General features: G+C 59.8%; 23 protein-coding genes and 1 pseudogene. 16 read left to right on the forward strand and 8 right to left on the reverse strand.

Annotated features, from left to right (window positions below; genetic code table 11):
- Nucleotides 1–222: 222 nt before the first annotated feature.
- The 4 genes and pseudogenes from EFQ99_RS18090 to EFQ99_RS18105 all read left to right on the forward strand — a co-directional run bounded on the left by EFQ99_RS18090 (nt 223) and on the right by EFQ99_RS18105 (nt 3,404).
- Nucleotides 223–975: a COG4280 domain-containing protein gene (locus EFQ99_RS18090; RefSeq protein ID WP_126922372.1), complete on the forward strand. Its 753-nt coding sequence runs from the start codon at nt 223–225 to the stop codon at nt 973–975.
- Complete coding sequence (locus tag EFQ99_RS18095; RefSeq protein WP_126922373.1) at nt 972–1,193, forward strand: hypothetical protein; 222 nt, start codon at nt 972–974, stop codon at nt 1,191–1,193. The genes EFQ99_RS18090 and EFQ99_RS18095 overlap by 4 nt, the downstream gene beginning before the upstream one ends.
- Before the next feature lie 150 nt (nt 1,194–1,343).
- A complete protein-coding gene (locus EFQ99_RS18100; RefSeq protein WP_126922374.1) occupies nt 1,344–2,012 on the forward strand; it encodes a response regulator in 669 nt (222 codons plus the stop codon).
- Nucleotides 2,002–3,404, forward strand: a pseudogene (locus tag EFQ99_RS18105) (sensor histidine kinase). Before EFQ99_RS18100 ends, EFQ99_RS18105 begins: the two are co-directional and overlap by 11 nt.
- A 64-nt stretch (nt 3,405–3,468) precedes the next feature.
- On the opposite strand, the gene EFQ99_RS18110 reads toward EFQ99_RS18105, so the two are convergent.
- The 5 genes from EFQ99_RS18110 to EFQ99_RS18130 all read right to left on the reverse strand — a co-directional run bounded on the left by EFQ99_RS18110 (nt 3,469) and on the right by EFQ99_RS18130 (nt 8,537).
- Nucleotides 3,469–4,350, reverse strand: coding sequence for an ABC transporter permease (locus tag EFQ99_RS18110; protein WP_126922375.1), 882 nt, complete (start codon nt 4,348–4,350; stop codon nt 3,469–3,471).
- Nucleotides 4,351–4,360: 10 nt separating this feature from the next.
- On the reverse strand, nt 4,361–5,179 hold the full coding sequence (locus EFQ99_RS18115) for an ABC transporter ATP-binding protein (protein WP_126922376.1): 819 nt from the start codon (nt 5,177–5,179) through the stop codon (nt 4,361–4,363).
- Nucleotides 5,180–5,271: 92 nt separating this feature from the next.
- Nucleotides 5,272–6,285: an ABC transporter substrate-binding protein gene (locus tag EFQ99_RS18120; protein WP_126922377.1), complete on the reverse strand. Its 1,014-nt coding sequence runs from the start codon at nt 6,283–6,285 to the stop codon at nt 5,272–5,274.
- A gap of 261 nt (nt 6,286–6,546) precedes the next feature.
- Nucleotides 6,547–7,884, reverse strand: a complete 1,338-nt coding sequence (locus EFQ99_RS18125) for an ATP-binding protein (RefSeq protein ID WP_208722786.1) — start codon at nt 7,882–7,884, stop codon at nt 6,547–6,549.
- Nucleotides 7,881–8,537 carry a response regulator gene (locus tag EFQ99_RS18130; RefSeq protein WP_126922378.1) on the reverse strand — a complete coding sequence of 219 codons (657 nt, stop codon included), beginning with the start codon at nt 8,535–8,537 and terminating at the stop codon, nt 7,881–7,883. The genes EFQ99_RS18125 and EFQ99_RS18130 overlap by 4 nt, the downstream gene beginning before the upstream one ends.
- A gap of 130 nt (nt 8,538–8,667) precedes the next feature.
- Here EFQ99_RS18130 and EFQ99_RS18135 point away from each other — a divergent pair, with 130 nt between their 5' ends.
- The 9 genes from EFQ99_RS18135 (at nt 8,668) to EFQ99_RS18175 (ending at nt 17,125) form a co-directional block, all read left to right on the forward strand.
- The gene (locus tag EFQ99_RS18135) at nt 8,668–9,240 is read left to right on the forward strand and encodes a hypothetical protein (protein WP_126922379.1); all 573 of its coding nucleotides are present in this window, start codon (nt 8,668–8,670) and stop codon (nt 9,238–9,240) included.
- Nucleotides 9,241–9,244: 4 nt separating this feature from the next.
- Nucleotides 9,245–9,907, forward strand: a complete 663-nt coding sequence (locus tag EFQ99_RS18140; protein ID WP_126922380.1) for an ABC transporter ATP-binding protein — start codon at nt 9,245–9,247, stop codon at nt 9,905–9,907.
- Nucleotides 9,900–10,583 (forward strand): ABC transporter ATP-binding protein, encoded by a 684-nt coding sequence (locus EFQ99_RS18145; protein ID WP_126922381.1) that lies wholly within the window; start codon nt 9,900–9,902, stop codon nt 10,581–10,583. The genes EFQ99_RS18140 and EFQ99_RS18145 overlap by 8 nt, the downstream gene beginning before the upstream one ends.
- On the forward strand, nt 10,565–13,219 hold the full coding sequence (locus EFQ99_RS18150) for an FtsX-like permease family protein (protein WP_126922382.1): 2,655 nt from the start codon (nt 10,565–10,567) through the stop codon (nt 13,217–13,219). Before EFQ99_RS18145 ends, EFQ99_RS18150 begins: the two co-directional genes overlap by 19 nt.
- A 72-nt stretch (nt 13,220–13,291) precedes the next feature.
- Nucleotides 13,292–13,543 carry a DUF1344 domain-containing protein gene (locus tag EFQ99_RS18155; protein ID WP_126922383.1) on the forward strand — a complete coding sequence of 84 codons (252 nt, stop codon included), beginning with the start codon at nt 13,292–13,294 and terminating at the stop codon, nt 13,541–13,543.
- Between the two features lie 247 nt (nt 13,544–13,790).
- Entirely contained in the window at nt 13,791–14,180 is a 390-nt protein-coding gene (locus tag EFQ99_RS18160) for a hypothetical protein (RefSeq protein WP_126922384.1), read from the forward strand.
- A gap of 74 nt (nt 14,181–14,254) precedes the next feature.
- Nucleotides 14,255–15,100, forward strand: a complete 846-nt coding sequence (locus EFQ99_RS18165; protein ID WP_126922385.1) for a COG4705 family protein — start codon at nt 14,255–14,257, stop codon at nt 15,098–15,100.
- Nucleotides 15,101–15,277: 177 nt separating this feature from the next.
- Nucleotides 15,278–15,829, forward strand: a complete 552-nt coding sequence (locus EFQ99_RS18170) for a phosphatase PAP2 family protein (protein ID WP_126922386.1) — start codon at nt 15,278–15,280, stop codon at nt 15,827–15,829.
- Nucleotides 15,830–16,057: 228 nt separating this feature from the next.
- On the forward strand, nt 16,058–17,125 hold the full coding sequence (locus tag EFQ99_RS18175) for an acyltransferase family protein (protein ID WP_126922387.1): 1,068 nt from the start codon (nt 16,058–16,060) through the stop codon (nt 17,123–17,125).
- Nucleotides 17,126–17,554: 429 nt separating this feature from the next.
- Here EFQ99_RS18175 and EFQ99_RS18180 read toward each other — a convergent pair whose 3' ends face one another.
- A complete protein-coding gene (locus EFQ99_RS18180) occupies nt 17,555–18,466 on the reverse strand; it encodes a hypothetical protein (RefSeq protein ID WP_126922388.1) in 912 nt (303 codons plus the stop codon).
- Nucleotides 18,467–18,981: 515 nt separating this feature from the next.
- Here EFQ99_RS18180 and EFQ99_RS18185 point away from each other — a divergent pair.
- Both EFQ99_RS18185 and EFQ99_RS18190 read left to right on the forward strand, forming a co-directional pair.
- Nucleotides 18,982–19,872, forward strand: a complete 891-nt coding sequence (locus tag EFQ99_RS18185; protein WP_126922389.1) for an SDR family oxidoreductase — start codon at nt 18,982–18,984, stop codon at nt 19,870–19,872.
- 129 nt (nt 19,873–20,001) lie between these two features.
- Nucleotides 20,002–20,586 carry a cysteine hydrolase family protein gene (locus EFQ99_RS18190; protein WP_126922390.1) on the forward strand — a complete coding sequence of 195 codons (585 nt, stop codon included), beginning with the start codon at nt 20,002–20,004 and terminating at the stop codon, nt 20,584–20,586.
- 383 nt (nt 20,587–20,969) lie between these two features.
- Here the strand turns inward: EFQ99_RS18190 and EFQ99_RS18195 are convergent, their stop codons facing one another.
- Nucleotides 20,970–21,569, reverse strand: a complete 600-nt coding sequence (locus EFQ99_RS18195) for a general stress protein (RefSeq protein ID WP_126922391.1) — start codon at nt 21,567–21,569, stop codon at nt 20,970–20,972.
- 17 nt (nt 21,570–21,586) lie between these two features.
- Complete coding sequence (locus EFQ99_RS18200) at nt 21,587–21,904, reverse strand: PepSY domain-containing protein (RefSeq protein WP_126922392.1); 318 nt, start codon at nt 21,902–21,904, stop codon at nt 21,587–21,589.
- A 290-nt stretch (nt 21,905–22,194) separates the two neighbouring features.
- Between EFQ99_RS18200 and EFQ99_RS35075 the strand changes: the two genes are divergently transcribed.
- Nucleotides 22,195–22,362: a hypothetical protein gene (locus EFQ99_RS35075; RefSeq protein ID WP_164736397.1), complete on the forward strand. Its 168-nt coding sequence runs from the start codon at nt 22,195–22,197 to the stop codon at nt 22,360–22,362.
- Nucleotides 22,363–22,583 lie beyond the last annotated feature (221 nt).

The raw sequence follows: 22,583 nt of genomic DNA on the forward strand, positions 1-22,583 counted from the left end.
CGATGATCTGAACCTGCGTCGTATTAGCGTTCACGTGCTCGCATACGACCGGCGTGCTATACGCGCTTATGAAAAATGTGCTTTTGTCATCGAAGGGCGAGAGCGGGAAGCGGCTTTTGTCGATGGATCATGGCATGACGACGTCATGATGGGGATCGTTGATCGCGAGTTTCTGAGGCTGCCATCCTCAGCTGCTCACTGGACTAAACACGGACACTGATCATGACAACAATAACAAGTATCGTTTCCACGGTGACGGCTGCCTTTCTGGGCTCCTTCGTGGAGGTCGTCGAAGCGTTCACCATCATCCTTGCTGTCGGCGTGACCCAAAGTTGGCGGCCTGCCTTCATCGGCATGGGCCTGGCGCTTGTCGTTCTCGCCGTTCTGGTGCTGGTCTTCGGACCGCTGCTCGGCCTAATCCCGATCGACATCATGCAGTTCGTCATCGGCACGCTGCTGATCCTGTTCGGCCTGCGTTGGCTGAGAAAAGCCATCTTGCGTGCTTCTGGTTTCATCGCCCTGCATGACGAGGAAAAGGCATTTGCCGAGGAGACGGATAGCCTTCGTCGGCAGGCGGACGACCGCAGGGCAAACTTTCTAGCCGGCGTTACTGCGTTCAAGGCCATCCTGCTCGAAGGGATGGAAGTGGTGTTCATCGTGATCGCCACCGGCGCACGTCCCGGCATGCTCGGCTATGCGAGCCTGGGGGCGCTGGCGGCATGCCTTCTTGTTTTCCTTATCGGCCTTTTCGTCCACAAGCCACTCTCGACTGTTCCAGAAAATACGCTCAAACTCGTGGTTGGCCTTATGCTGAGCGCGTTTGGAATTTTCTGGGTGGGTGAAGGCATCGGCACGGACTGGCCGGGTGCCGATCTTTCGCTGCTGCCAATCTTCGGCGTATTGGCGCTCTTCTCGTTGGTGGCCGTCAAAATGCTTCGCCAATACCACAACGCGCATATGTTACCTGCCCAATGAAGATTATCAGAATCGCCTTCAACGAACTCGTCAGCATGTTCATCGACGACGGCGCACTGGCCTTTTTGGCGCTGGTCCTGATCATCGCCATCGGCCTTTCGGTGAAATGGGGGCTGCTTTGCGGCTCAATCGGCGCCGGCATACTGATCATCGGATACCTGCTGATCCTTGCCGAGAGCGTCGCGCGGGCTGCGAGACGGAAATTCACGCGCAAGTGATAGCCTTATGACATTGGGAAGGGCACTATCAATTCCCCTCTCCGAGGAGCTCATCGCCAGCGCCATATTTTCTTAGCGTCACCTTATATGCTAGGAGTAGACACCTTTAACGTCGCGACATTCCCGGATGATTTGTAGTAGTGTTCTCCTATGAGAATCCTCGTTGTCGAAGACAATCACGAGTTAGCGGCGTGGCTTGGCAAGGCGCTCAAGCAGGCGAATTATGCGGTTGATATCGCGCATGACGGCGAAGATGCGGGGCATCTCTTGAGGGTAGCGGAGTATGCCGTCGTCATTCTCGATCTGTCGCTCCCGAAAATTGACGGCATGACACTGCTCAAGCGGCTTCGACAAGACGGTAACAAGGTCCCCGTTATCATCCTTACTGCCAATGCCAGCCTTGATGGCAGGGTCGCCGGACTGGATGGTGGCGCCGACGATTATCTTGCCAAACCTTTCGAAATAGCGGAGCTGGAAGCCCGGATCCGCGCGCTTGTCCGGCGCGGCCATGACCGGGCAACGCCCCAGATAGCCATCGGAGACCTTCTTTTCGACGGCGGCACGCGCCAGTTCACCCTGGCGGGCGAGACGCTGATTCTAACGCCGCGAGAACATGCGGTACTCGAACACCTTGTCCTGAAGGTCGGTACGACGGTCGCAAAGGCAACATTGTCGGAAAGCGTCTTCGGCTTCGACGACGCAGCGGACGCAAGCGCGATCGAAATCTACGTCCATCGCGTGCGCAAGAAGCTCGAGGGCAGCTCGGTCCAGATTGCAACGCTCCGCGGCCTTGGCTACATGTTGCGCCATGCCGGGTGAAAACATCAAAAGTCTGGGAAAAGGCGCCTGGCAAACCATCCGTCTGCTCGGCGCAAGTCTGCGCATCCAGCTGTTGGCATGGGTCTTTCTGACCTTTGTCGGCGCGATCTGCATCAATCTCTACCTCAGTTTGCTCACAGCCAACGCGACGGCCAACCTTATCTTCGACCAGACATTGATGGCCTCGGCGCGCGTCATTGCCGAAGATGTCACCGTCGATGAAAGCGGAGCAGCGCAGATCGATATACCGCCGGCGGCGCTGGAAATGTTCGATACCGGCTATCAGGACCGTGTTTTCTACCGGGTGATCACGGCCTGGGCAATCTCGTCGCCGGGTTTCCGGACCTGACGGAATCGACCGGGCCGGGGATCGGCGAAGAAGCAGTCCTTCAGGGTAGCCTGGTGCGCCTGCTGACGCTTTACCATCCTTTGGTCGGATTGAAGCAACAAGGCGATATATCGGGGTAACCGTCGCGGCGACCCGCAACGGGTGGACGGCGATGAGGGACAGGCTCTGGTTATCGGACTTCAGCAAACAGCTGGTCCTCGTGCTACTTGCTGGAACTGTCACGATTGTCGGGCTGCAGCGCGGCTTGGCGCCGAGCCTGCGCGACGCCGTTTGCACCCGGGGGCGCGCTGTCGCTCGACAGCGTGCAGACGGAACTGCGCCCCCTGGTCGCGACGCTCAACGACCATATGGAGCGCGTGCAAAACCAGATCGCGGCACAGAGGCGGCTTGTCGCAAACGCAGCACACCAATTGCATATACCCCTCGCGCTCATTGCGACGCAGGCAAGCGTAGCGGCGCGCGAGGCAGACCCGGCGCGGCGCGACGAGGCCCTGCAGTCCCTGCGAACCAGCACGCGCCTGATGACACGACTGGCAAGCCAGCTGCTGACCCTCTCGCGTGCCGAGCCCGGAAGCCGTCGGCCTGGTAGCGACAGGATCGATTTTGCGGCAGCCGTCCGCCAGGTCCTGGAATATCATGCAGAGGAAGCATTGGGACGTGGTCTGGACCTCGGCCTCGAGGCCGACGAGCAGCCGATCTTCGTGGAGGGCGATGGCACGATGCTGCGTGAGATGGTCGTCAACATCGTGGATAACGCACTACGCTATACCCCGCCTGGCGGGACCGCGACGGTGAGGACCACCCGTGAGGGCGACGAGGCCATGCTGCAGATCGAGGACAGCGGCCCCGGCATTCCCGAGGGCGAAAGGGACCACGTGTTCGAGCGGTTCTACAGGATTGTCGGAACACCGGCTGATGGAAGGGGGCTCGGACTGTGGATCGTACGGGAAGTGGTGAACGGTGCCGGCGGAAACGTCTCGCTCAGGGACGCGACGACCGGAGGGCTGTTGCTCACAGTCAGAATTCCGGCTGTCGGACCCTGATCGAACATATCTGCCAAACAAAAGTACCGTGCGTCTGTGTTCTATGCTGCTATCCCTGGGAGGATTATTGAATATCGAGGCTCTGCTGCGGGCGCCACTTCGCCAAGCGGTTTTCGATCTGCGTCATGATGAATTCCGCGATCAGCGTTACGATCATCACAAGGACGATCGCGGCATACATGCCTGCAGCGTCGAAGGTGCCCTTGGCGATTGAAATCAGCTGGCCGATGCCGAAGCGGGCGCCGACGAACTCGCCGACGATAGCGCCGATGATGGCAAAGCCGAAGGAGACGTGAAGGCTCGCAAAAATCCAGCTCATGGCCGAAGGAACGATCACGGCCCGCGTGACCTGCCAATCAGAAGCACCGAGGATCCTCGCATTGGCGATCATGTTGCGGTCGGCCTCACGAACTCCCTGGAACGCATTGGCGAACACGACGAAGAATACCATGATGAAGGCAAGCGCCACTTTGGATGGCAGGCCAAGGCCGAGGATCATGATGAAGATCGGTGCCAGAACCACACGCGGAATGGAATTGATCGCCTTGATATAGACCGACAGAACATCCGACAGAAAACGGTTGCGACCGAGGCTTACACCGACGATGACGCCGGTGATGGAGCCGCAGAAGAAGCCTATCAGAGCCTCTTCCATCGTTACCCAGAGGTTGTACCAAAGTGAACCTTCACTGGTGCCGTTGACCGCCCAATCGTAGAGGCGGAAGATAATCTCGCTCGGGCTGGAGTAGAAAAACGGGTCGATCCAAAGCAGGTTGGATGACAGCTGCCAGAGTGCCACAACCGCAACGAAGATCCCGATCTGCAGCGACAGAACCTGCTGCTTACGTCTCTTGATCGCGCGGAGCGCGGCGGCTTCGATCTCGGAATCCGATGTGCCGGGGCGAAAGACGACGGCCGGCGCGTTGTCTGCGATGATGTTTGCCATGCTTGTCTCCTTATGCAGCTTCGCTGGAACGGCGATAGCTGGCCTCGACCTCCTGGCGGAGGTCCTCCCAGATCGTCTTGCAATAGTCGATGAAGCGCGGCTCGTAGCGGATTTCCGACACGACACGCGGGCGTGGAAGATCGATCGTGTAGACGGACTTGACCGTGGCTGGGCCGGCTGTGAGCACATAGACCTTGTCGGCAAGCGCTACGGCTTCCTCCAGATCATGGGTCACGAAAACGACCGAAGCCTTCCGTTCCGCCCATAGTCTCAGCAATTCCTCGTGCATCACGGTGCGGGTCTGCACGTCGAGTGCCGAGAAGGGTTCATCCATCAACAGGATTTCCGGCTCGTTGATGAAGGTCTGCGCCAGCGAGACGCGCTTGCGCATGCCGCCCGAAAGCTGATGCGGATAGTGATGCAGAAACTTTGAAAGGCCGACGCGCTGAAGCCAGCGCTTGGCGCTATCTTCTGCTTCCTTCCTGCTCTTGCCGCGAAACAGGGGGCCGGCCATAACGTTGTCGATGACATTCCTCCAGGGAAAGAGCGCGTCCGTCTGGAAGACGAAGCCGACGCGCGGATCGATACCGTCGACGGGTCCGCCCATCAGCCTGACCTCCCCGGCACTCGGCCGCGCAAGGCCCGTGACCAGGTTAAGCGTGGTAGACTTGCCGCAGCCGGTCGGGCCGACGACAGCGACGAATTCGCCTTCTTCCACGAACATGGTGAAATCGCGCAATGCTGTCAGCGACTTGCCTGTCGGAGAGACAAAACGCCTGCTGACATTGAGAAGCTCGATTGCCGGCTTCCGAATATTGATGTCTGACATTGGTTTTCCTGACGCGCGCTGGTTAGGCTCGCACGCGAAGCTGAGGACATGTCCGCCGCCGGCAATGTGCCGGAGGCGGATCTGAAAGCCGCTTACATGACCTTTTTGACGAATTCCGTGGTGTAGGTCTTCGAAAGATCGATCTGCTTGCCCTGCATATTTTTCGAGAAGGACGAAAGTACCGAGAGAACGGTCTTCGGACCATCTTCCGGCATCACGCCATCGGCGGTAAACATCGCCTTACCTTGGTCGAGCGCTTTGACGTAACCTTCCTTGTCGCCGACATAATATTCCTTCGGCATCTTGTCGGCGATCTCGGCGCCGGAATGCGTATTGATGAAGCGCAGCGTCTTCACGAAAGCATTGGCAAGCTTCTGGGTGTCGTCCTTGTGAGCATCGACCCATGCGGTTTCCATGTAGAGCGAGGCCGCGGGATAAGTACCGCCGAGCGCCTGGCGTGCGCCTTCCATCGTGCGCATGTCGACGAGGACGGTTGCTTCCTTGGTCTTCAGGAGGCGGGAGATCGTCGGTTCTGTCGTCATGCCCACCTGGATCGCATCCTGCTGCATGGCGGCGATAAAGGTCGCGCCTGCGCCGACCGGAACGGAGGTGACGTCGCCGGACTTCAGACCAGCCTTGTTGGCCATGTATTGGGTCAGAAAGTTGGTCGAGGAACCAAGACCGGTGACCCCAGCGCTATGACCTTTGAAGTCCGCGATGGACTTGATTTCCGGATGCTTGGCCGAGACGAGTTCGACTTCGCCTGGAGCTTGGCTGAATTGGACGACCGATTCGACGAACTTCCCCTTCGCCTGCAGGTCGACGCAATGGTCATAGAAGCCGACAACGCCCTGGACCGCGCCGGCCAGAAGCTGGTTCTCGGCATCGACGCCGGCCGGCTCGTTCAGAAGCTCGACATCGAGGCCTTCATCCTTGAAATAGCCGAGGCCTTCAGCCAGTTTTGCGGGCAGATAGATCTGCTTTTCGTAGCCGCCGACCATCAGCGTGATCTTGCCGGCTGCATAGGCAGAATTTGCTGCAAGCATCGACGCGAGCATGACGACGGACAGTGCAGCTGAATTGAATAACGTGCGTGTAGAACGCATGGGATCTCCTCCTGAGTTTTCGTATCGCACTTACGTTGCCACGACGGCCACGCGCTCCTCTGCGATAAGGGGAAGATAGCTGGCCCAAGCTTTCAACCAGCTTTCAGGCGGATCAAGAACGAGAAAAAGGTTCCGACTGAGGCGCAGCGCCTATCCGCTGCTGCTCAATTGGGGACGCTTGCGCCATCCCTGTGTGACGAACTTCAAAGAAACCTAAATCCGTTGCGTTCGCATTCTTCCGGATCATACCTGCTAGGGGAACTAACGCGACGCCGTCCTTGGGGCCAGTCGTACAATGAGACGTGCGATAAGACCGGGCTCATCCTCGCGCATGGCGAGTGTGAGCCGCACTCCTTGTCTTTCGGCTGCCGCCTTGGCGATCGCCAGCCCCAAGCCGCTCCCCTCGCTATCCTGAGGGCCGGCGCGGAAGAACCGCTCGAAGACGCGCGGCATTTCCTCCTCCGCGATCCCGGGTCCTGTGTCGCGGATCTCGATCCGTGCTTCTTGTCCGGCGACCTCCACCGCGACATCGACGGTTCCACCCGGTGGCGTATAGAGCACGGCGTTCTCGACCAAATTGTCGAGGATGATTTCGAAATCGGCAAGGGCGCCGATCGTGACGGCCTCATCCCGGCGGGTGATGCCAAGATCGATCGACCGACTGCCGGCAAGCGGTGTCAGGCGCGCGATGGTATCGACCGCAAGCTGGGCGAGGTCGACAGGCCGCGGGGCTGGCGCGGGTTCGCGGGCATCGTAACGGGCGAGGCGCAAGAGCTTGTTGACCAGGCTTGTAGACCTTCTGATCCCGGCCTCCAGCTCGGACAACCGCTGGGCAAATCGGCCATCGCGGTCGTCGTGTCGAAGGTTGTCGATTTGAATCTGGAGTGCCGAGAGGGGCGTGCGCAATTCATGGGCTGCATCGGAAATGAACCGCCGCTGTCGCTCAAGCAATGACCGCAGCCGCGCGAGCAGCAGATTGATTGAGCTTACGAAGGGAATGACTTCAGCCGGCACGTCGTCGATCGGTACGGGGTCGTCCGCTGCGGCGTCTCGAGAGGCGATCGCGAAGGCCAGGCGATTGAGCCGGGCCATGATGCGATCAATGATCCAGCTCAGCGTCAGCAACGACAGTGGAATAAGAATTGCGATCGGGAGCGCCGCCTGAAGCGCCGCATTGGCGGCCAGCTCCTGCCGCACGCTCATCTCCTGGGAAACCTGAACAGTTCGATACGGCGTCACAAGGGTGTAGACGCGCCAATTGTTATCGGCGGCTAGAATATCGGCCAAACCGGTAGCCTGTTGCCGGGGAAGAGCGATGGAGGGATCCGATTGTCGCAGTGGCTCGCCGAGCGAATCCCAGACCTGAATGACGAAGTCGTCCTCGGGATCATGTGGCACCCCGCCAACGCGGCCAGCCGCCGGCACCAGAGGCGCATCCCCGACATAGAGCGCAATCTGCCGAAGCTGGTTGTCGAGGAAGTCAGATGCCTCATTCCGGACGAGGAAGTATGATGTCGTCGCCGCACAGACGCCGATAGTCGCCATCAAGCCGGCGAGCCACAAGAATGCCGTCCGTCGGATCGATAAGGTGTTGGTCACCTCGGGACCATCCAGCCGGCCCCGCGGACGTTGCGTATGATGTCTTTGTCGAACTTGCGTCGGACGTAGTGGATGAGCACATCAACAGCGTTGCTTTCCACCTCCTCACCCCAGCCATAGAGCCTTTCCTCAAGTTGGGTGCGGGAAAGAATGGTTCCTGGGCGCTCTATCAATGCCTGAAGCAGCGCAAATTCGCGCGCGGGCAACACTTGGCTCAGCCCCTGATATGTCACCTCGTGGCTTGATAGATCGAGCTCGATCTTGCTCGTTCCGAGGACCGAAACCGCCTGACCGCCATGTCGACGTAAAACCGCGCGCATGCGTGCGAGTAGTTCCTTGACTTCGAACGGCTTCACTAAATAGTCGTCAGCCCCAAGATCGAGACCCGCGACGCGATCGTCGAGCTCGTCGCGGGCGGTAATCACAAGGATCGGCCTCTTGTCGCCGGCGGTTCGCCGCGTACGGAGGATTTCCAGTCCCGAGCGGCCGGGTAAGCCGAGGTCGAGCAGCACGAGAGCGTGGCCGCCAACGGCGACGGCCTCGTGCCCGAGCTGCCCGTCACGCACCCAGTCAGCCGACATGCCGGCATCTTCCAGAGCTTGTACGAGAGCCTTGCCCAGCATGGCATCATCTTCGATCACGAGAACGCGCATACCCCATAATAGACCGAACGTTCCGCACAACAGAAGTCCTCAATGCAGCTCGAGCAGGAGAAGCCACCTAAGACCCTCCTAATTCTACGAGCGTCATATGGCCTTGCTGGTTTGCAAAGGAGACTTGGTCATGACCGTTCGTTGTTGGATCGCCGCCGCATTCGCCACGCTGCTCATGTTGGCATCTGGCGCGTTTCTTCCAGCCGCGGCGCAGGAGAAACTCGTTGCGCCTGAAACGAACCCGCCGGGCGACATTCCCGACAACCAGGTCTTCGTTGCTTATACCTCCCCGGACGGGTTCAGCTTGAAAGTGCCCGAGGGATGGTCGCGGACAGTGACCGGCCCCAGCGTCCGGTTTTTCGACAAATACGATGACATAAACGCTACGCTTGGTTCGGCGAATGCGGCGCCGACGGTTGCCTCGGTCCGGGCCGGCGAGATCGCGAACCTCGAGAAAGCCGGGCACGCCGTCAAGGTCACTGCGGTCAAGGCCGTGAAGCTCGCGGCCGGACCGGCTGTTCGCATCAGCTACCAGTCGAATTCCGCGCCCAACCCGGTCACGAACAAGCAGATCCGCCTGGAGCACGAGCGCTTCATTGTGTTCAAGGGCGGCAAGACGATCACCCTCGATCTGGCCGCACCGACCGGCGCGGATAACGTCGATCAGTGGCAACTGATATCCAATTCGCTGCAGTGGAAATGAATGAATGACCGTGCTGGAGACAACCGAGCTCTACCGCTTCTTTCATGCCGGTGACGACGAGGTCGTGGCGCTGGGCGGAGTTAGCCTCACACTTGATCCTGGGGAATTCACGGCCTTGCGAGGCCCTTCGGGTAGTGGCAAGTCGACACTGCTTGCCTGTCTTTCCGGCATCGACGAGCCGGATGGCGGCACGGTGTCGATCCTCGGGGAGCGCATGACCCGGCGCCCCGAATCCTATCGGGCTCGCCTGAGAGCCCGCCATTTCGGCATGCTCATGCAGTCCGGCAATCTGTTCGGACATCTGACGGTGCGGGCCAACATCCATCTCCAGATGCAGATATCCGGCTCCGACCGGCCTGGCGAAATCGACGGACTCCTCGGCAGTCTCGGCCTCGACGGTCTCGCCGACATGTTGCCCGCCCACCTTTCGGGCGGCGAAGCGGCGCGAGCCGGACTTGCCGTCGCACTCGCGGCAAACCCGTCGATCCTGCTCTGCGACGAGCCAACCGCCGAGGTCGATGCAGCAACCGAAGAGCGTGTCATCGATCGCCTCGTCGACATCTGCCGCAGGGGTACAGCGGTCCTTGTCGTCACGCATAGCGGCGCGCTCGCAGCCCGTGCCGACCGTGTTATCGACATCCGAGACGGACGCATCGTACATGACTAGCCCCTTGGTCATTGCTGCCGATCTGTGGCGCAGCTTTCAGCGCGAGCGGGGCGTCGTGTCGGCCGTTCAAGGCTGCTCCTTCAGGATTGGCGCCGGGGAGACCGTCGCAATCATCGGGCCTTCGGGCTGCGGCAAGACGACGCTTTTGAACCTGATCGCCGGACTGGACCGCCCAAATTCGGGACAAATCGATTGGCCCGCGCTTGGTCGGCCCGACATGTTGCGCCCGGAACGGATCGGCGTCGTCTTTCAATCAGCGAACCTGATGCCCGCGCTGACTGCCGCCGAGAACGTCCAGCTGCCAATCCTTCTCAGTAGCGGCGCCGATGCCGAGGCGCGTGCCCTGGCTGCGCTCGCCGCTTTCGGGGTTGAAGCCCTGGCGGCAAAGCTGCCGGAGCAGCTCTCCGGCGGCCAGGCCGAGCGGATCGCCGTAGCCCGGGCCGTAGCGACCAGTCCGCAACTGATCGTCGCCGACGAGCCGACGGGACAACTCGATCAGGCAGGTGGCGCCATGCTGGTCGACCGGCTTCTCGCCTGGGGTCGGCAGTCGGGGAGCGCCATCGTCATCGCTACGCATGACGAGCGTGTGGCTGCAAAGATGAACCGCATCTGGCGGATGCGACACGGCAAATTCGAGAGCATGGGGGCGAGGTGCGAATGTACCGGCACTGGCTGATCGGACTTGTCCGAACCCGTTCGGGCCGCCTTGTCGGCACCCTTGGAGGCGTCGCGCTGACCGTTGCCTTCGTCACGTGTCTAAGCGCCTTTTTGCAGTCCAGCGCCGCCGAGATGACCGCGCGATCGATCGCTCAGGTTCCCCTCGACTGGCAGGTCCAGCTACTGCCGGGGGCGGATGGCGGCGCTGTCGAGGCCGCAATCCGCTCTGCCGCGCCCGTCGCCGCATTGCAGCCGGTCGGCTATGCCGACGTACCCGGCTTCGAGGCGAACACTGGGGGCACCGTCCAAACCACGGGCGGCGGTACGGTGCTCGGCATCGATGCGAGCTATTTAAGCCGGTTCCCAGCCCAGGTCCGGAGCCTGCTCGGATCGGTCGAGGGTGTCCTGGTGGCGCAACAAACTGCCGCCAACCTGCATGTCTCGTTAAGCGATGAAGTCGTTATCCATCGCCGCCAAGCGCCCGACGTCAGCGTGACGATCGCGGGCATCGTCGAGCTGCTGAACGCCGATGCACTCTTCCAGGCGATTGGCGTACCGGCCGGCGCCGCACCCCAAGCGCCTCCCGACAACGTTCTGCTGTTGCCCATGGCGCAGTGGCAGCAGCTATTCGACCCGCAGCTCGGGGGCCGTCCGGATACCCTTCGCAGCGAGTTCCACGTCAAGCTCGATCATCACGACCTGCCTTCCGACCCGCTCGCCGCCAGCACGGCGGCGAGTGAGCGCGGCCACAATTTCGAGGCCCGCGTCGCCGGCGCGGCGCTGCTTGCAAACAATCTGGCGGCCCGCCTCGAAGCGGTACGCGAGGATACCCTCTATGCGCGGTTGGTCTTCCTGTTCCTTGGTGCCCCAGGGGTCATTCTCGCGGTCCTGCTCACACTTGCTGTGGCGGGCGCCGGACGGGACAGGCGCCGCCGCGACCAGGCGTTGCTGCGGTTGCGCGGAGCAACCGTTGACACTGTTCTCCGCCTTGCCGCGGTCGAGGCGGCCGTCGCGGGCATCGGCGGCGCGGTACTTGGTATTTTCCTCGGAGCTCTCGCCGGATACCTCATCCTCGGGGTGGCGCTCTTGCGCAGCGAAACCGTTGCCCTGCTCGCCACGGTGGCCGGGGCAGGAGTGGCGCTTTCTCTCGCGGCGATCCTGATTCCCACTTGGCGCGACGCGCGCGGCTCGACCGTTGCCGCCGCCCGCCGGTCAATCGGCAAGCACAGGACGCCGCTCTGGAGCCGCGGCTATGTCGACTTGGTGTTGCTCGTGCTAGCCGCCGCGTTCTACTGGCGATCGGCGGCGAGTGGATACCAAATCGTCCTCGCGCCGGAAGGCGTGGCAGCGACAGCGGTTGACTATACGGCCTTCCTGCCCCCCGTGCTCCTATGGAGCGGCCTGGCACTGCTTGCAGTACGGCTGGTCGGAGTCGGGCTACAGCACGGCCGGTCGGTCATCGCCAGGGGGCTGCGACCTGTCGCCGGTTCTCTCGCGGATATCATCGCCGCGACCTTTGGACGGCAAGGCCCGCGGCTGACCGCTGGCGTGGGCCTTGCGGCACTTGCCTTCGCCTTCGCGACATCAACCGCGGTCTTCAACGCGACCTACGAGGCTCAAGCCCGGGTCGATGCCGAGCTCACCAACGGCGCCGACGTCACCGTCACGGGTACATCCGCCGAACCCGCCTCCCGGGCGCTCGACCGTCTTTCCAAGCTGCCGGGCGTGCTGGCCGTCCAGCCGATGCAACACCGATACGCTTATGTCGGGACGGACCTCCAGGATCTCTATGGTATCGATCCGACACGTATCGGGACAGCCACACCGATGTCCGACGCCTATTTCGCTAATGGTGCTGCCCGGGCGACGCTCGCCGACCTCGCGCGAACGCCCGATGGCGTGCTCGTATCGCAGGAAACCGTGAACGATTATCAACTCAATCGCGGCGACAGCATCAATCTTCGTTTGCAAAATGTGGCCGATCACCAATACCACATGGTGTCGTTTCATATCGTGGGCGTAGTGCGCGAATTCCCGACTGCGCCCAAGGATTCATTTCTGGTCGCTAACGCAACTTACGTTGCACAACAAACCGGTTCCGCGGGAAGCGAAATTGTCCTCATTCGGTCGAACGACGATCCGGCCCGAGCTGCCCGAACTGTCCGAAGCTCAATCGCGGATCTGCCAGCGCTCAAGGTGAGCCAGATTGGTGATGCCGTTGCTTTGATCGGATCGAGTCTCACAGCGATCGACCTCGCCGGTTTGACGCGGCTTGAGCTGATCTTCGCGCTGGTCATGCTTGCCGCCTCGGGCGGATTGGTCCTTGGGCTGGGGTTGGCAGACCGTGAACGCTCCTTCGCCATCCTCGTCGCGCTTGGCGCCAAGCCGCGGCAGCTTGGCGCCTTTGTTTGGAGCGAAGCTGGATTGGTAGTCGGAGGCGGCATGCTTTTCGGCCTCTTGGCCGGAATGCTCATAGCCTATGTGCTCGTCAAGCTGCTCACCGGGGTATTCGACCCGCCACCCGAGGCGCTTTCGGTGCCTTGGGGCTATCTCGCTGTCCTCGTCATCACCGCGACCAGCGCCGCTCTCCTGGCCGCGACGAGCGAGGCGATGCGAAGCCAGGCACACGTCATCGAGAAGTTGAGAGGCGAATAAGCATCGGCCGCGCCGGCGCTGCCTTGCGAAAAAATTCTACAGATTGGGGGCTGAACCGTGAAGGAGAAAGAAATGAAACCACAAATGCTTATGGCCGCAATACTGGCGCTGGCCCCGATGGGCACGGCATTCGCTGCCCAGACATCCGGCACGATCACCGCAATCAGCAAGAAGGCCGATACGATCACGTTGTCGGACGGCAAGAAGTATACCCTGACCGAAGGGATCGAGGATACCAACCTTCGTGTCGGTGAGAAGGTTCAGCTAACCTTCGCGATCAAGGGCGGCAAGGCGGTCGTCTCTCACCTGACCCCGGAGAAGTGAGGCTTGCGGCGGCCGGCGACAACCCGGCCGCCGTTTTCGCGCGCGATTGCGACCGATTGATTACGTGTCGCGCCCACACCGGCATCGGCTCTAATTCTCCGCTAATAGAATCTGCGTAGGTATTGTCGGCCAAAGCAAACGCCAATGGGAAGGCGGCGCGCGTGCCGGGGGCGCCAGCCAGGCGCAGCCGATCACCGCCGAAGGGCAATACAGGCGTGACGCGTTCCAGAATTTAGGGGATATTCGAATGAGACAGATTTTTCTCGCCCTTGCGCTCATTATTGCTCCGGTGGCGGCTTTCACGGGTTTTGAACTCTATGCCAACAATGCCCCCGCCAAAACGAAGGACCTCGGTGATCTCTCATCGTTCAAGACCATCGTTGCCGACGTTCAGGCCCTCGCTTCCAAGGGTGATCTGACGGCGGCCGCAAAGCGGATCACGGACTACGAGACGGCGTGGGATCAGGCCGAGAGCGCAATCCGTCCGCTGAATCCGAACGACTGGAACAATATCGACACTGCCTCCGATGCTGCGCTTAAGGCGCTACGCCAATCGGCCCCGTCGGCTGACAACGTCAACAAGACGCTCGCCACCCTTGTGGCGGTTCTCAATCATCCGGCCCAATCATCTCAGTAGGCCGACGCGACCCGTTGTCCCGCGCCCTTCGCGCCGCTCGCGAGACGTTTCATCGCCGTTCAAGGATACTCGCAATGACCGCTACGACAGAAACCGCCAAAGCTGTTGTCTACAATCGCGTTCCTCGTGTCACGGCCGACTTTTGGCTCATCAAACTGATGGCCGTCACCACGGGCGAAACGGCGGCCGATTATCTCAACATGCAAATGGGCTTGGGACTGACGGCGACATCGCTGATCATGTCGGCAATTCTCGCCGGCGCACTGGTTTGGCAATTTGCCCAGAAGAAGTATGTTCCTGCCGCCTATTGGCTTTCGGTGGTGCTGATCAGCATCGTTGGCACGTTGATTACCGACAATCTGGTCGACAATTTCAATGTACCGCTGCTGCATACCACCATCGCTTTCTCGATCGCCTTAGCGCTGACTTTCCTACTCTGGTTCCAGACAGAGCGAACGCTTTCGATCCACTCCATCTTCACAAATCGACGTGAGGCCTTCTATTGGCTCGCCATTCTGTTCACCTTTGCGCTCGGCACGGCGGCGGGCGATCTGGTCGCCGAGAAGTTCGCGCTTGGATATTTGGCGACAGGCATCCTGTTCGGGATGATCATCTTATCGTTCAGCATCGGCTATTTCTTCCTCGGTCTCGACCCGATACTCGGCTTCTGGCTGGTCTACATCCTGACCAGGCCTCTGGGAGCTTCGTTCGGCGATCTGATGTCTCAGCCCGAGCAATATGGCGGCCTAGGCCTCGGCACGATCATAACGAGTGCAATCTTCCTTGCCGCGATCGTCACGATCGTCGCCTTCATGAGCCTGCGGCACGAAGGCGACGAATTGGTCGTCGTCGGTCAAGATGGGAAGCGGCTGGCGGTGGGTGAAGGCAAAAAGCTAATTGCCGCCAACGACGAACTCTGAAGCGGTCGCCTGCGCATTTCGGGCATCACCGGCCCGCGGCGACATTCCTCGCTGATGCCGTTTTCGGGGCTGTCACCCTTGCTGAAATGTGCGCCGGCGGAGATCCAAGCGTCAGTCGGCTAACCCAGAATCGATGTAGAGCCTGCGGAGCTGCAAGGGCTGAACTGGAGTGTGACAATGTATGAACTCGACGTAGCTGTAACACGCGCCATCAATGGATTAGCGGGACATAGCGCTGCGATCGACTACTTGATGGTCTGGATCTCTGGTATCGGCGTCCCGGTCATGGTAATGGCGGTAGCCCTGCAATGGTGGCGCGGGTCTGATAGGACGCATATACGGCATGTCCTTGTGGCGGCAGGCTTCTCGTTCTTGCTGGGACTCGGCCTCAACCAACTCATTCTTCTCTTTATCCATCGGGCTCGTCCCTATGACAACGGCGTAACAGACCTGTTGATCGAACGGAGCGCCGACTTTTCGTTTCCCTCCGATCATGCAACGGCGACCTTTGCGATCGCGGCCGCTTTTCTCCTTCACGGCGCCCGACGCGCCGGGTTTGCTTTCCTTGCGGCGGCCTGGCTTGTCGCCTTCTCCCGCATCTATATCGGGACCCACTACGCCGGCGACGTCTTCGGCGGAGCACTGACGGGTTTCATCGCGGCACTCATAGTCCTTGCAATATATCGCGAAGGGACAAAAGCCGACCGCCTGATCACCCGAATTTTTTAGGCTACCAGGCTGCATCCTTCTCGGTCGGCACAAGGATAAGCCGGTCGTCCCGCAATGCCCGCTGTAGCTGGCGAGCCTGCTCCCAGGTACCGTTAGTCAAACGCCGACCTCATCTTCGTCAGGATTGCCGGCATTGCCGTGATGTAATCTCGTCTTCACAACGGCCCATGACACCATTCAAAACTCAAATTATTAGTTTGCTAAACTGTGCAAGCGCGGGAGGCTCGTATGGACGGGCGGGAATTCGAGAAGGCGTTTTACCCGAACTTCAACATGATCAGGCTCGTCGCAGCCTCCATGGTGATCTTCTCGCATGCCTTTCTCATCTCGGAAAAGACCTCGGCGAACGAGCCCTTCCGGCGTTTGCTCGGAGAGGGCACCCTTGGCATCTTCGGGGTCTATGCGTTTTTCATCACGAGCGGCTTCCTCGTCACGCAGAGCGCGCAGTTCGGCAGCGCGGGTGGTTTTCTCTGGCGTCGGGCTCTGAGAATATATCCGGCGTTTGCCGTCTGCACGCTGCTGAGCGTCTATGTGTTGGGCGCCTTGTTCAGCCCGTTGGGCATCAGCGGTTACTTGCTCAAGTCGCTTCACGTGAAGACGACATTGCATTCGTTGTTCGACCCGAACTTCGGCATGACCCTGCCGCACGTGCAGTTTTATGATCCCGCAATCTCCTGGCTCGCCACCTTCGTCAACGGCTCTCTTTGGACGATCGGGCAGGAAATCTTCTGCTACCTTATCATCGCGGGATTAATGGCAATCGGGCTTCTGCGAGCCCCGGTCATGGCACTTGCTCTCGCCGTGGGCGTGACCTGGCAGCTTTTCTTCGATCATCCGTGGCCAAACACAAGGTTCCTGACGGACTTCACTTTTATCGCTCCCTACTTCTTCTGCGGTTCGCTTCTCTGGATCGCGATGGAAAACCGGCAGCCTAATATTGTGCTGGCATTGATCTTCGTGGCGCTTGGTGTGCTCTGCTTCGTCGTCTGGCCCGACTATTTTTACCGTCCTATGTTGTTCGCCTATCCGCTTATCTACATCGCGACCTCGCCGGTAATTCGCCTGCCGACTCTCGAACGGGTGGGCGACGTCTCGTACGGTACCTATCTCTATGGCTGGCCAGTGGAGCAGGTGATGAACCATGCCCTCGGCCAGTACAGCACGTGGTGGGCGGTCTTTGCACTTTCCCTGCCGGCGTCTTGGTTGCTCGGGTGGCTTTCGTGGCATCTCCTGGAAAAGCGTGCACTGCGGTTGAAGCGGATCGCGCTCCTCCAGCGACAGCCCGCCAATCCTTGAGAAAAGCTGACTTCGACCCGCACATCGCAGCGACTGCAAGATGGAAAAGTTTCATAAATCAACGCTATGCTCCGATTTCTATCCGTCCACTCGATGCTATCGCCATGGACCATTTGGTGCCAAGGGTTTGCGCCTTCACAAGACGGGAAGATGGTTCCTTCCGATGGAAGGAGCTCGGCCGTGCAGGCATGCATAACGAAAGCGCGTTAGCCGGCAGTCGGTTTATCGACCAATCGCCGGAGCTCCGATGGGGTGGTGTGACCAGGACGCCGGCAGGACCCGCGAAAAGTTAGCCAAGGAATTACGCAGGCGGTCGACTGGACGTGAGGCAACCGCGCGGAAATACCCTTGCTCCGGATCCCCGAGGTCGCTCACATTGCGGCAGACGACCTGACGAGAGTTCGCCGACCCGCCAGGTGTTTAGGGTTCTCAGGGCCGGGACCTAACGAGCAGATCTTCCTCTTCGTCGCGTTGCGATCCGCCAAACGCCGCAGCGGCAGAGGCGATGAAGGCCCCGATCAAAAGTGACAGCGAACCGAGCAAGGCCGTGGTGGAGGCAGCCTTGCGTGCCTCGTCGGCAGCCTTCTGCGCGGCGACCTTGGCATCATCCACGCGCTTCAGCACCGTATCGACACGCGTCCGAGCGTCGGCTTCGGAAAGGCCGGTCCGCGACGCGACGATTTTAGCGAGATAGGCCTTATCATCTTCCGGAATCTGGCCTTGAGCGGCACCGTTCAGAAGGATCCGGGACACCTCGGATGTCGCCGCGGCATCATTGGACGTTGCTTGTGCTTTCGCCTGATCGGGACGCAGCAATGCGTCGGTAAAATAGGCCGTAGGCAAGTCCGTTGCCGACGATGCTGCCGCCGTCCCGGCGACCGTTGCGGTCGAGCCGACGGCTTGTGCGGCCGAACCAACGGCCTGCGCACCCGCACCGGCGAGCGAGGTTAGCGAGGACGCCAGGAACCCGGCCACAAATATCGTCGCCAGCGCCCAACTGATGAAACCGTGTGCGGTGTCGCGGAAGAAGACTTCGTCCGTGTGCACAGCCGCCCACTTCGTGCGCAGCCGCCCGGTGATATAGCCTCCGAGCCCGGAGGAGAGCCATTGCACGACAACAAGCCAGATCGCCGCGGTAATTCCGACCGTGCCGAGCGAGCTGCTTTGCCCCGACCAGGGCGACACCATCGTCAATCCGACCCCGGATCCGAGCAGCAAAAGAATGAGGCTTACGCCGATGGCCGCCGCGGCGCCTGCGAAGATCGGCCCCCATGTCATGGCGGATTTGGAGGATTCGACCGGAGCGACAACCTCTCCGGAATCTGTCACTGAAACCGACATCATCTCATCCTATCGCATAAAAAGGGCCAGAAGGATGATGATCGGCAGTGGAACGCCAAGCAGCCAAAGCAGAATACCGCGACCCATGAAAGACCTCCTGTCAGAGACTGACGTTACGTGGTTGATGTCGCCAAACTTTCAACCGCAGTCTTTGTTCCCAGCCGATCTGTCATCGGCGGTCGTCATACGATCCCAATGAGTGGCACGGTCCGGCGAGTGTTGAGTTCGGTCCTGCCGGGAAAGCAAGGTGCATCACGGATCGACCGTGGGCGTTCATGCTTCTACGCACTCTGGGTCATGGACGACACCTGATGGATCGAAGGAACGCCTTCGGGCTCTTCTCCTCGGCGATTTTGAGTTGTCACGCGCGTGGCACGACACATCCTCCCTCTTTCTGGATCGCCATCGAACGGCTTTTGAGGGAAGGCAGTCTCCTCAAGGAACAAAGCAATACTGAGCGCGTTCGGCCTCAGCGATTATCGCAAATCTCAACAACATGAATGGCCCAGAGCACGATGAGCGATCATAATTTGAAGGATCCCCGAAAGATCTATCCCGCACCTCCGTTTCCCGATCAACCACAACGTGCCCCAGGGCTTGCACGAAGGATGGATCCCCGTCCGGATCATGGTGAACAAAGCTATCGCGGTTCAGGCAGACTGACGGGACGCAAGGCGCTTGTGACTGGTGGCGATTCCGGAATCGGCCGTGCCGCTGCCATAGCTTTTGCCCGCGAGGGTGCCGACGTCGCCATCGCCTATCTTTCGGAGGAAGAGGCAGATGCGAGGGAGGTGGTCAGCCTTATCGAGGCTGAAGGCCGAAAGGCTGCGGCTTTGGCAGGCGACGTCAAGGACGAAGCCTGGTGCCGCAAGCTGGTCGCAAAGGCCGTTTCCGACCTTGGCGGTCTCGATATCCTAGTCATCAATGCCGGCCGTCAGCAGTACCGCGATAAGATCGAGGAGTTGTCAACGGAAGATTTCGACAAGACATTGAAGACGAATCTCTACGCGCTCCATTGGATCGCGCAGGCGGCCATTCCCCATATGCCGGCGGGATCGGCGGTTATCACAACTGCTTCCCTCCAGGCCTACCAGCCGTCGCCGATCCTGCTCGACTATGCGACGACAAAGGCGGGTATTGTCGCATATACCAAAGCACTCGCCAAACAATTGATCGAGCGCGGCATCCGCGCCAACGTCGTGGCGCCCGGACCGGTCTGGACGGCTCTTCAGCCGAGTGGCGGACAGCCAGGGGAAAAGGTGAAGAATTTCGGCAAGGACAGCGACTTTGGCCGTCCCGGTCAACCGGTAGAACTGGCGCCGGTTTTCGTGCTGCTTGCCTCGTCGGAAGCAAGCTTTATCAATGGCGAAGTGTACGGCGTCACCGGTGGCAAAGGCGTGGCTTGAGCCCTTGCTCCGACGAAAACAAGCCGCCTTGCGGAACTGGCCGGCGGCGGCAGTTTGGTTCGTCCTGTTCTGAGGACCCGTTCGGATGTGTGGAGGGCTCGCCCAGGCGCGGTATTCATGAGATTGCCTATGAAGGACATTGGGAACTGGCGGCATATTTGCGTCGATGCTCAGCGCATGTTCATTGAAGACACGCCGTGGAATGTGCCGTGGATGAAACGGGTGCTGCCAGAACTCCTTGAGATTGCCCAGCATCATGCGGAACGAACGATTTTCACGCGCTTCGTCCCCCCGGTTCGGGCGGAAGACGCTTTTGGTTCCTGGAAAGAGTATTACCGGAAATGGTGGATGATGACGGGCGAGCATTTGCCGGAGGAACTGATTGGACTAGCCCCCTCGTTGCAAAAGCTTGTGCCACCAGCACGCCTCTACGACAAAACGACATATTCCCCGTGGATCGATGGCAAATTGTTCACGCATCTTCACCTGGAAGGGGCGACTTCGCTGGTTGTGACCGGAGGTGAAACCGACGTCTGTGTGCTCACCACCGTGCTGGGAGCGATCGACCTCGGTTTCCACGTCATTGTGCTCAGCGATGCCGTGTGCAGTGGCGCCGATGAAACACACGATGCGGCTATCGATCTGTTGGGTGACCGTTTCTCGGTTCAGCTACAACTTATTAAGACGGAGGAGTTTTTGTCTGCCATTTCGTGATGTCTCCATGACTAAACTTTACGGTCTCTATCGGAACGAAAATACCGAAGAAATTGCGGCCTGAACGATTGCCGAAGGGCATCGCAAAAATCGTTCCGCATTATGAAGGCCACCTCTTGTTCATCCCGGCGGCTGAACGGACCGCAATTGTCGATCCCGATGCTCTCACGATCGTTCACATCGTCGAGGCCTAGCGCGGATTTCCGTGGGCGTTTCTTGCGCCGCCGGAGCGCCGCGGTTGGGTAGCCGGGGAAATCTTGTTGACAAAAAGAAGGCCGCCAGCGAGACGGCCTCTGCATGTTATCTCCAGACGCTTGACAGCCATGCGCCAGATCCGCTTCAACCCTCCTCGCCTAGAGCGAGGAGGGTTGGCTCGATGCTGGTTAGACGGCGGTCCGACGGTACCGCTCGCGTTCTTTTGCAATCTGCTCAGGGGAATATGGATCGAGCGTGTCGTCAAACCGGGTCCATCCCTGCTCGGTATAGACACGCCGACGTTCTACCGGGTCGACCCAGTTTGAACTCTGGAGAATAGCCCGCGCCTCGGAGGCGCGGGCGTCGTCGACCTTGGCCGTAACCAAGCTCCCACCGCGGCGGACACCTTCGGCATAGAGGTGAGCATCATCTTCCGAAACGCCGGAATCGGTGAGCGCACCGATCAGGCCACCAACGGCCCCCCCGGCGACGGCGCCAGCGACCGCCCCCGCCGCGGTTGCGGTAAGCCAACCTGCAGCAACCACCGGTCCGACGCCAGGGATGGCCATCAAACCCAGTCCCGTGAGCAGGCCACCGGCGCCTCCGACGGCAGCGCCAAGACCAGCGCCGGTCGCGGCATCCTCGCCGACGTCGGAGTCCCTATCAATCCGGCCAGCCTTGTTGGAGACGATACTGATATCGCTGGAGGGAATGCCTGCGGCTTCCAATTTGTTGACGGCGGCACGAGCGTCCGAGTAATCGTCAAAAAGTCCGGTCACAGTTTTCATCACGCTTCTCCTTGAGGTTACCTGGCGACGATGTTGCCTTGATAATCGAGGGCAATGGAGACGGCTTTCCCATCCTTCATGCCGGAAGCTATCCAGATCCCCTTGTCATCAAGCTTGAGATTCTTGACGTCGGTGTAGCCCGCTTCCGCAATGCGGTCCTTCGCCTGAGCTTCGGTAAAGCTATTGGCGCCCTCAACAGGCGCCGTGGGATTTTTGGTATCCGGGGTTGCAACTGCAGGTGTATTTCCATCCGGAGATGAAGCAGGCGGGGTTTGAGCAAAGGCAGCAACCGCAGAGGCGCCGAGAATTGCCGCTGCCAACACAATCTTTTTCATACGATGTTTCCTCCATTTGCGGATCAGGCAGATCCATGCGGTGCAAACCTGCAAGGGCGATAATTGTTCCCACATCGCGTGGCGAGTATGCGGTTGATTTTTATGAATATATGCCAAGAAGAATCGCACGGATGTTTCTCTTCGCTATCGAGGCAGGGAAGCTCCCTCTCGCGATCCGAATGATCAAACCCATGTAATTGGCAGCGGTTCCTGTACCGTTCCGGACAGAAGATTGAGAGCACGAGCGGTGTATGCCCGACGCTACGGCAGAACCCGTGCGGCGCTCATCGATGAGCGTCGAAAAACTCGGTCAGGAAGTTCCACCATTCTTCGAGATTTCCTCTCGGAAAAAAGCCCCGCAGAAGCGGGGTAAGGAAGGCGGGGTGTCTGGTTTTGATGCGCGGCTTGTGCGCTGCGCAACAATATTGCATAATATTTTCTTTTTTTCAATAAAGTAGTACTTAATACCTATATTTGTACGATCTCGCACTAAAACAAAATCAGTAGGACAAGAAAATATTATTCAGTAATATTCGGCAGGCCGCTCGGCGATTGTTTGCTTAACCCCAAGCAATGCGTCTCCTGTTCGCTGAGCGGCCCGCTTATTCTGAAGCAGGGGTCTTTGGACTTGATCCGCCGCCGACCCCAGTAAAAGGATGGATACGCTAGCGACGAAAAC

Source organism: Rhizobium vallis, from assembly GCF_003985155.1.
GTDB classification, from domain to species: Bacteria; Pseudomonadota; Alphaproteobacteria; order Rhizobiales; family Rhizobiaceae; genus Rhizobium; species Rhizobium vallis.

Excerpts from the sequence above, each read along its gene's own strand:
- EFQ99_RS18110 (WP_126922375.1), bottom strand. The coding sequence starts at position 4,350 with ATGGCAAACATCATCGCAGACAACGCGCCGGCCGTCGTCTTTCGCCCC.
- EFQ99_RS18165 (WP_126922385.1), top strand. The coding sequence starts at position 14,255 with ATGACCGCTACGACAGAAACCGCCAAAGCTGTTGTCTACAATCGCGTT.
- EFQ99_RS18095 (WP_126922373.1), top strand. The coding sequence starts at position 972 with ATGAAGATTATCAGAATCGCCTTCAACGAACTCGTCAGCATGTTCATC.
- EFQ99_RS18140 (WP_126922380.1), top strand. The coding sequence starts at position 9,245 with ATGACCGTGCTGGAGACAACCGAGCTCTACCGCTTCTTTCATGCCGGT.
- EFQ99_RS18090 (WP_126922372.1), top strand. The coding sequence starts at position 223 with ATGACAACAATAACAAGTATCGTTTCCACGGTGACGGCTGCCTTTCTG.
- EFQ99_RS35075 (WP_164736397.1), top strand. The coding sequence starts at position 22,195 with ATGAGCGTCGAAAAACTCGGTCAGGAAGTTCCACCATTCTTCGAGATT.
- EFQ99_RS18180 (WP_126922388.1), bottom strand. The coding sequence starts at position 18,466 with ATGTCGGTTTCAGTGACAGATTCCGGAGAGGTTGTCGCTCCGGTCGAA.
- EFQ99_RS18160 (WP_126922384.1), top strand. The coding sequence starts at position 13,791 with ATGAGACAGATTTTTCTCGCCCTTGCGCTCATTATTGCTCCGGTGGCG.
- EFQ99_RS18130 (WP_126922378.1), bottom strand. The coding sequence starts at position 8,537 with ATGCGCGTTCTCGTGATCGAAGATGATGCCATGCTGGGCAAGGCTCTC.
- EFQ99_RS18135 (WP_126922379.1), top strand. The coding sequence starts at position 8,668 with ATGACCGTTCGTTGTTGGATCGCCGCCGCATTCGCCACGCTGCTCATG.
- EFQ99_RS18145 (WP_126922381.1), top strand. The coding sequence starts at position 9,900 with ATGACTAGCCCCTTGGTCATTGCTGCCGATCTGTGGCGCAGCTTTCAG.
- EFQ99_RS18175 (WP_126922387.1), top strand. The coding sequence starts at position 16,058 with ATGGACGGGCGGGAATTCGAGAAGGCGTTTTACCCGAACTTCAACATG.
- EFQ99_RS18195 (WP_126922391.1), bottom strand. The coding sequence starts at position 21,569 with ATGAAAACTGTGACCGGACTTTTTGACGATTACTCGGACGCTCGTGCC.
- EFQ99_RS18120 (WP_126922377.1), bottom strand. The coding sequence starts at position 6,285 with ATGCGTTCTACACGCACGTTATTCAATTCAGCTGCACTGTCCGTCGTC.
- EFQ99_RS18190 (WP_126922390.1), top strand. The coding sequence starts at position 20,002 with ATGAAGGACATTGGGAACTGGCGGCATATTTGCGTCGATGCTCAGCGC.
- EFQ99_RS18155 (WP_126922383.1), top strand. The coding sequence starts at position 13,292 with ATGAAACCACAAATGCTTATGGCCGCAATACTGGCGCTGGCCCCGATG.
- EFQ99_RS18170 (WP_126922386.1), top strand. The coding sequence starts at position 15,278 with ATGTATGAACTCGACGTAGCTGTAACACGCGCCATCAATGGATTAGCG.
- EFQ99_RS18150 (WP_126922382.1), top strand. The coding sequence starts at position 10,565 with ATGTACCGGCACTGGCTGATCGGACTTGTCCGAACCCGTTCGGGCCGC.
- EFQ99_RS18115 (WP_126922376.1), bottom strand. The coding sequence starts at position 5,179 with ATGTCAGACATCAATATTCGGAAGCCGGCAATCGAGCTTCTCAATGTC.
- EFQ99_RS18200 (WP_126922392.1), bottom strand. The coding sequence starts at position 21,904 with ATGAAAAAGATTGTGTTGGCAGCGGCAATTCTCGGCGCCTCTGCGGTT.
- EFQ99_RS18100 (WP_126922374.1), top strand. The coding sequence starts at position 1,344 with ATGAGAATCCTCGTTGTCGAAGACAATCACGAGTTAGCGGCGTGGCTT.
- EFQ99_RS18185 (WP_126922389.1), top strand. The coding sequence starts at position 18,982 with ATGAGCGATCATAATTTGAAGGATCCCCGAAAGATCTATCCCGCACCT.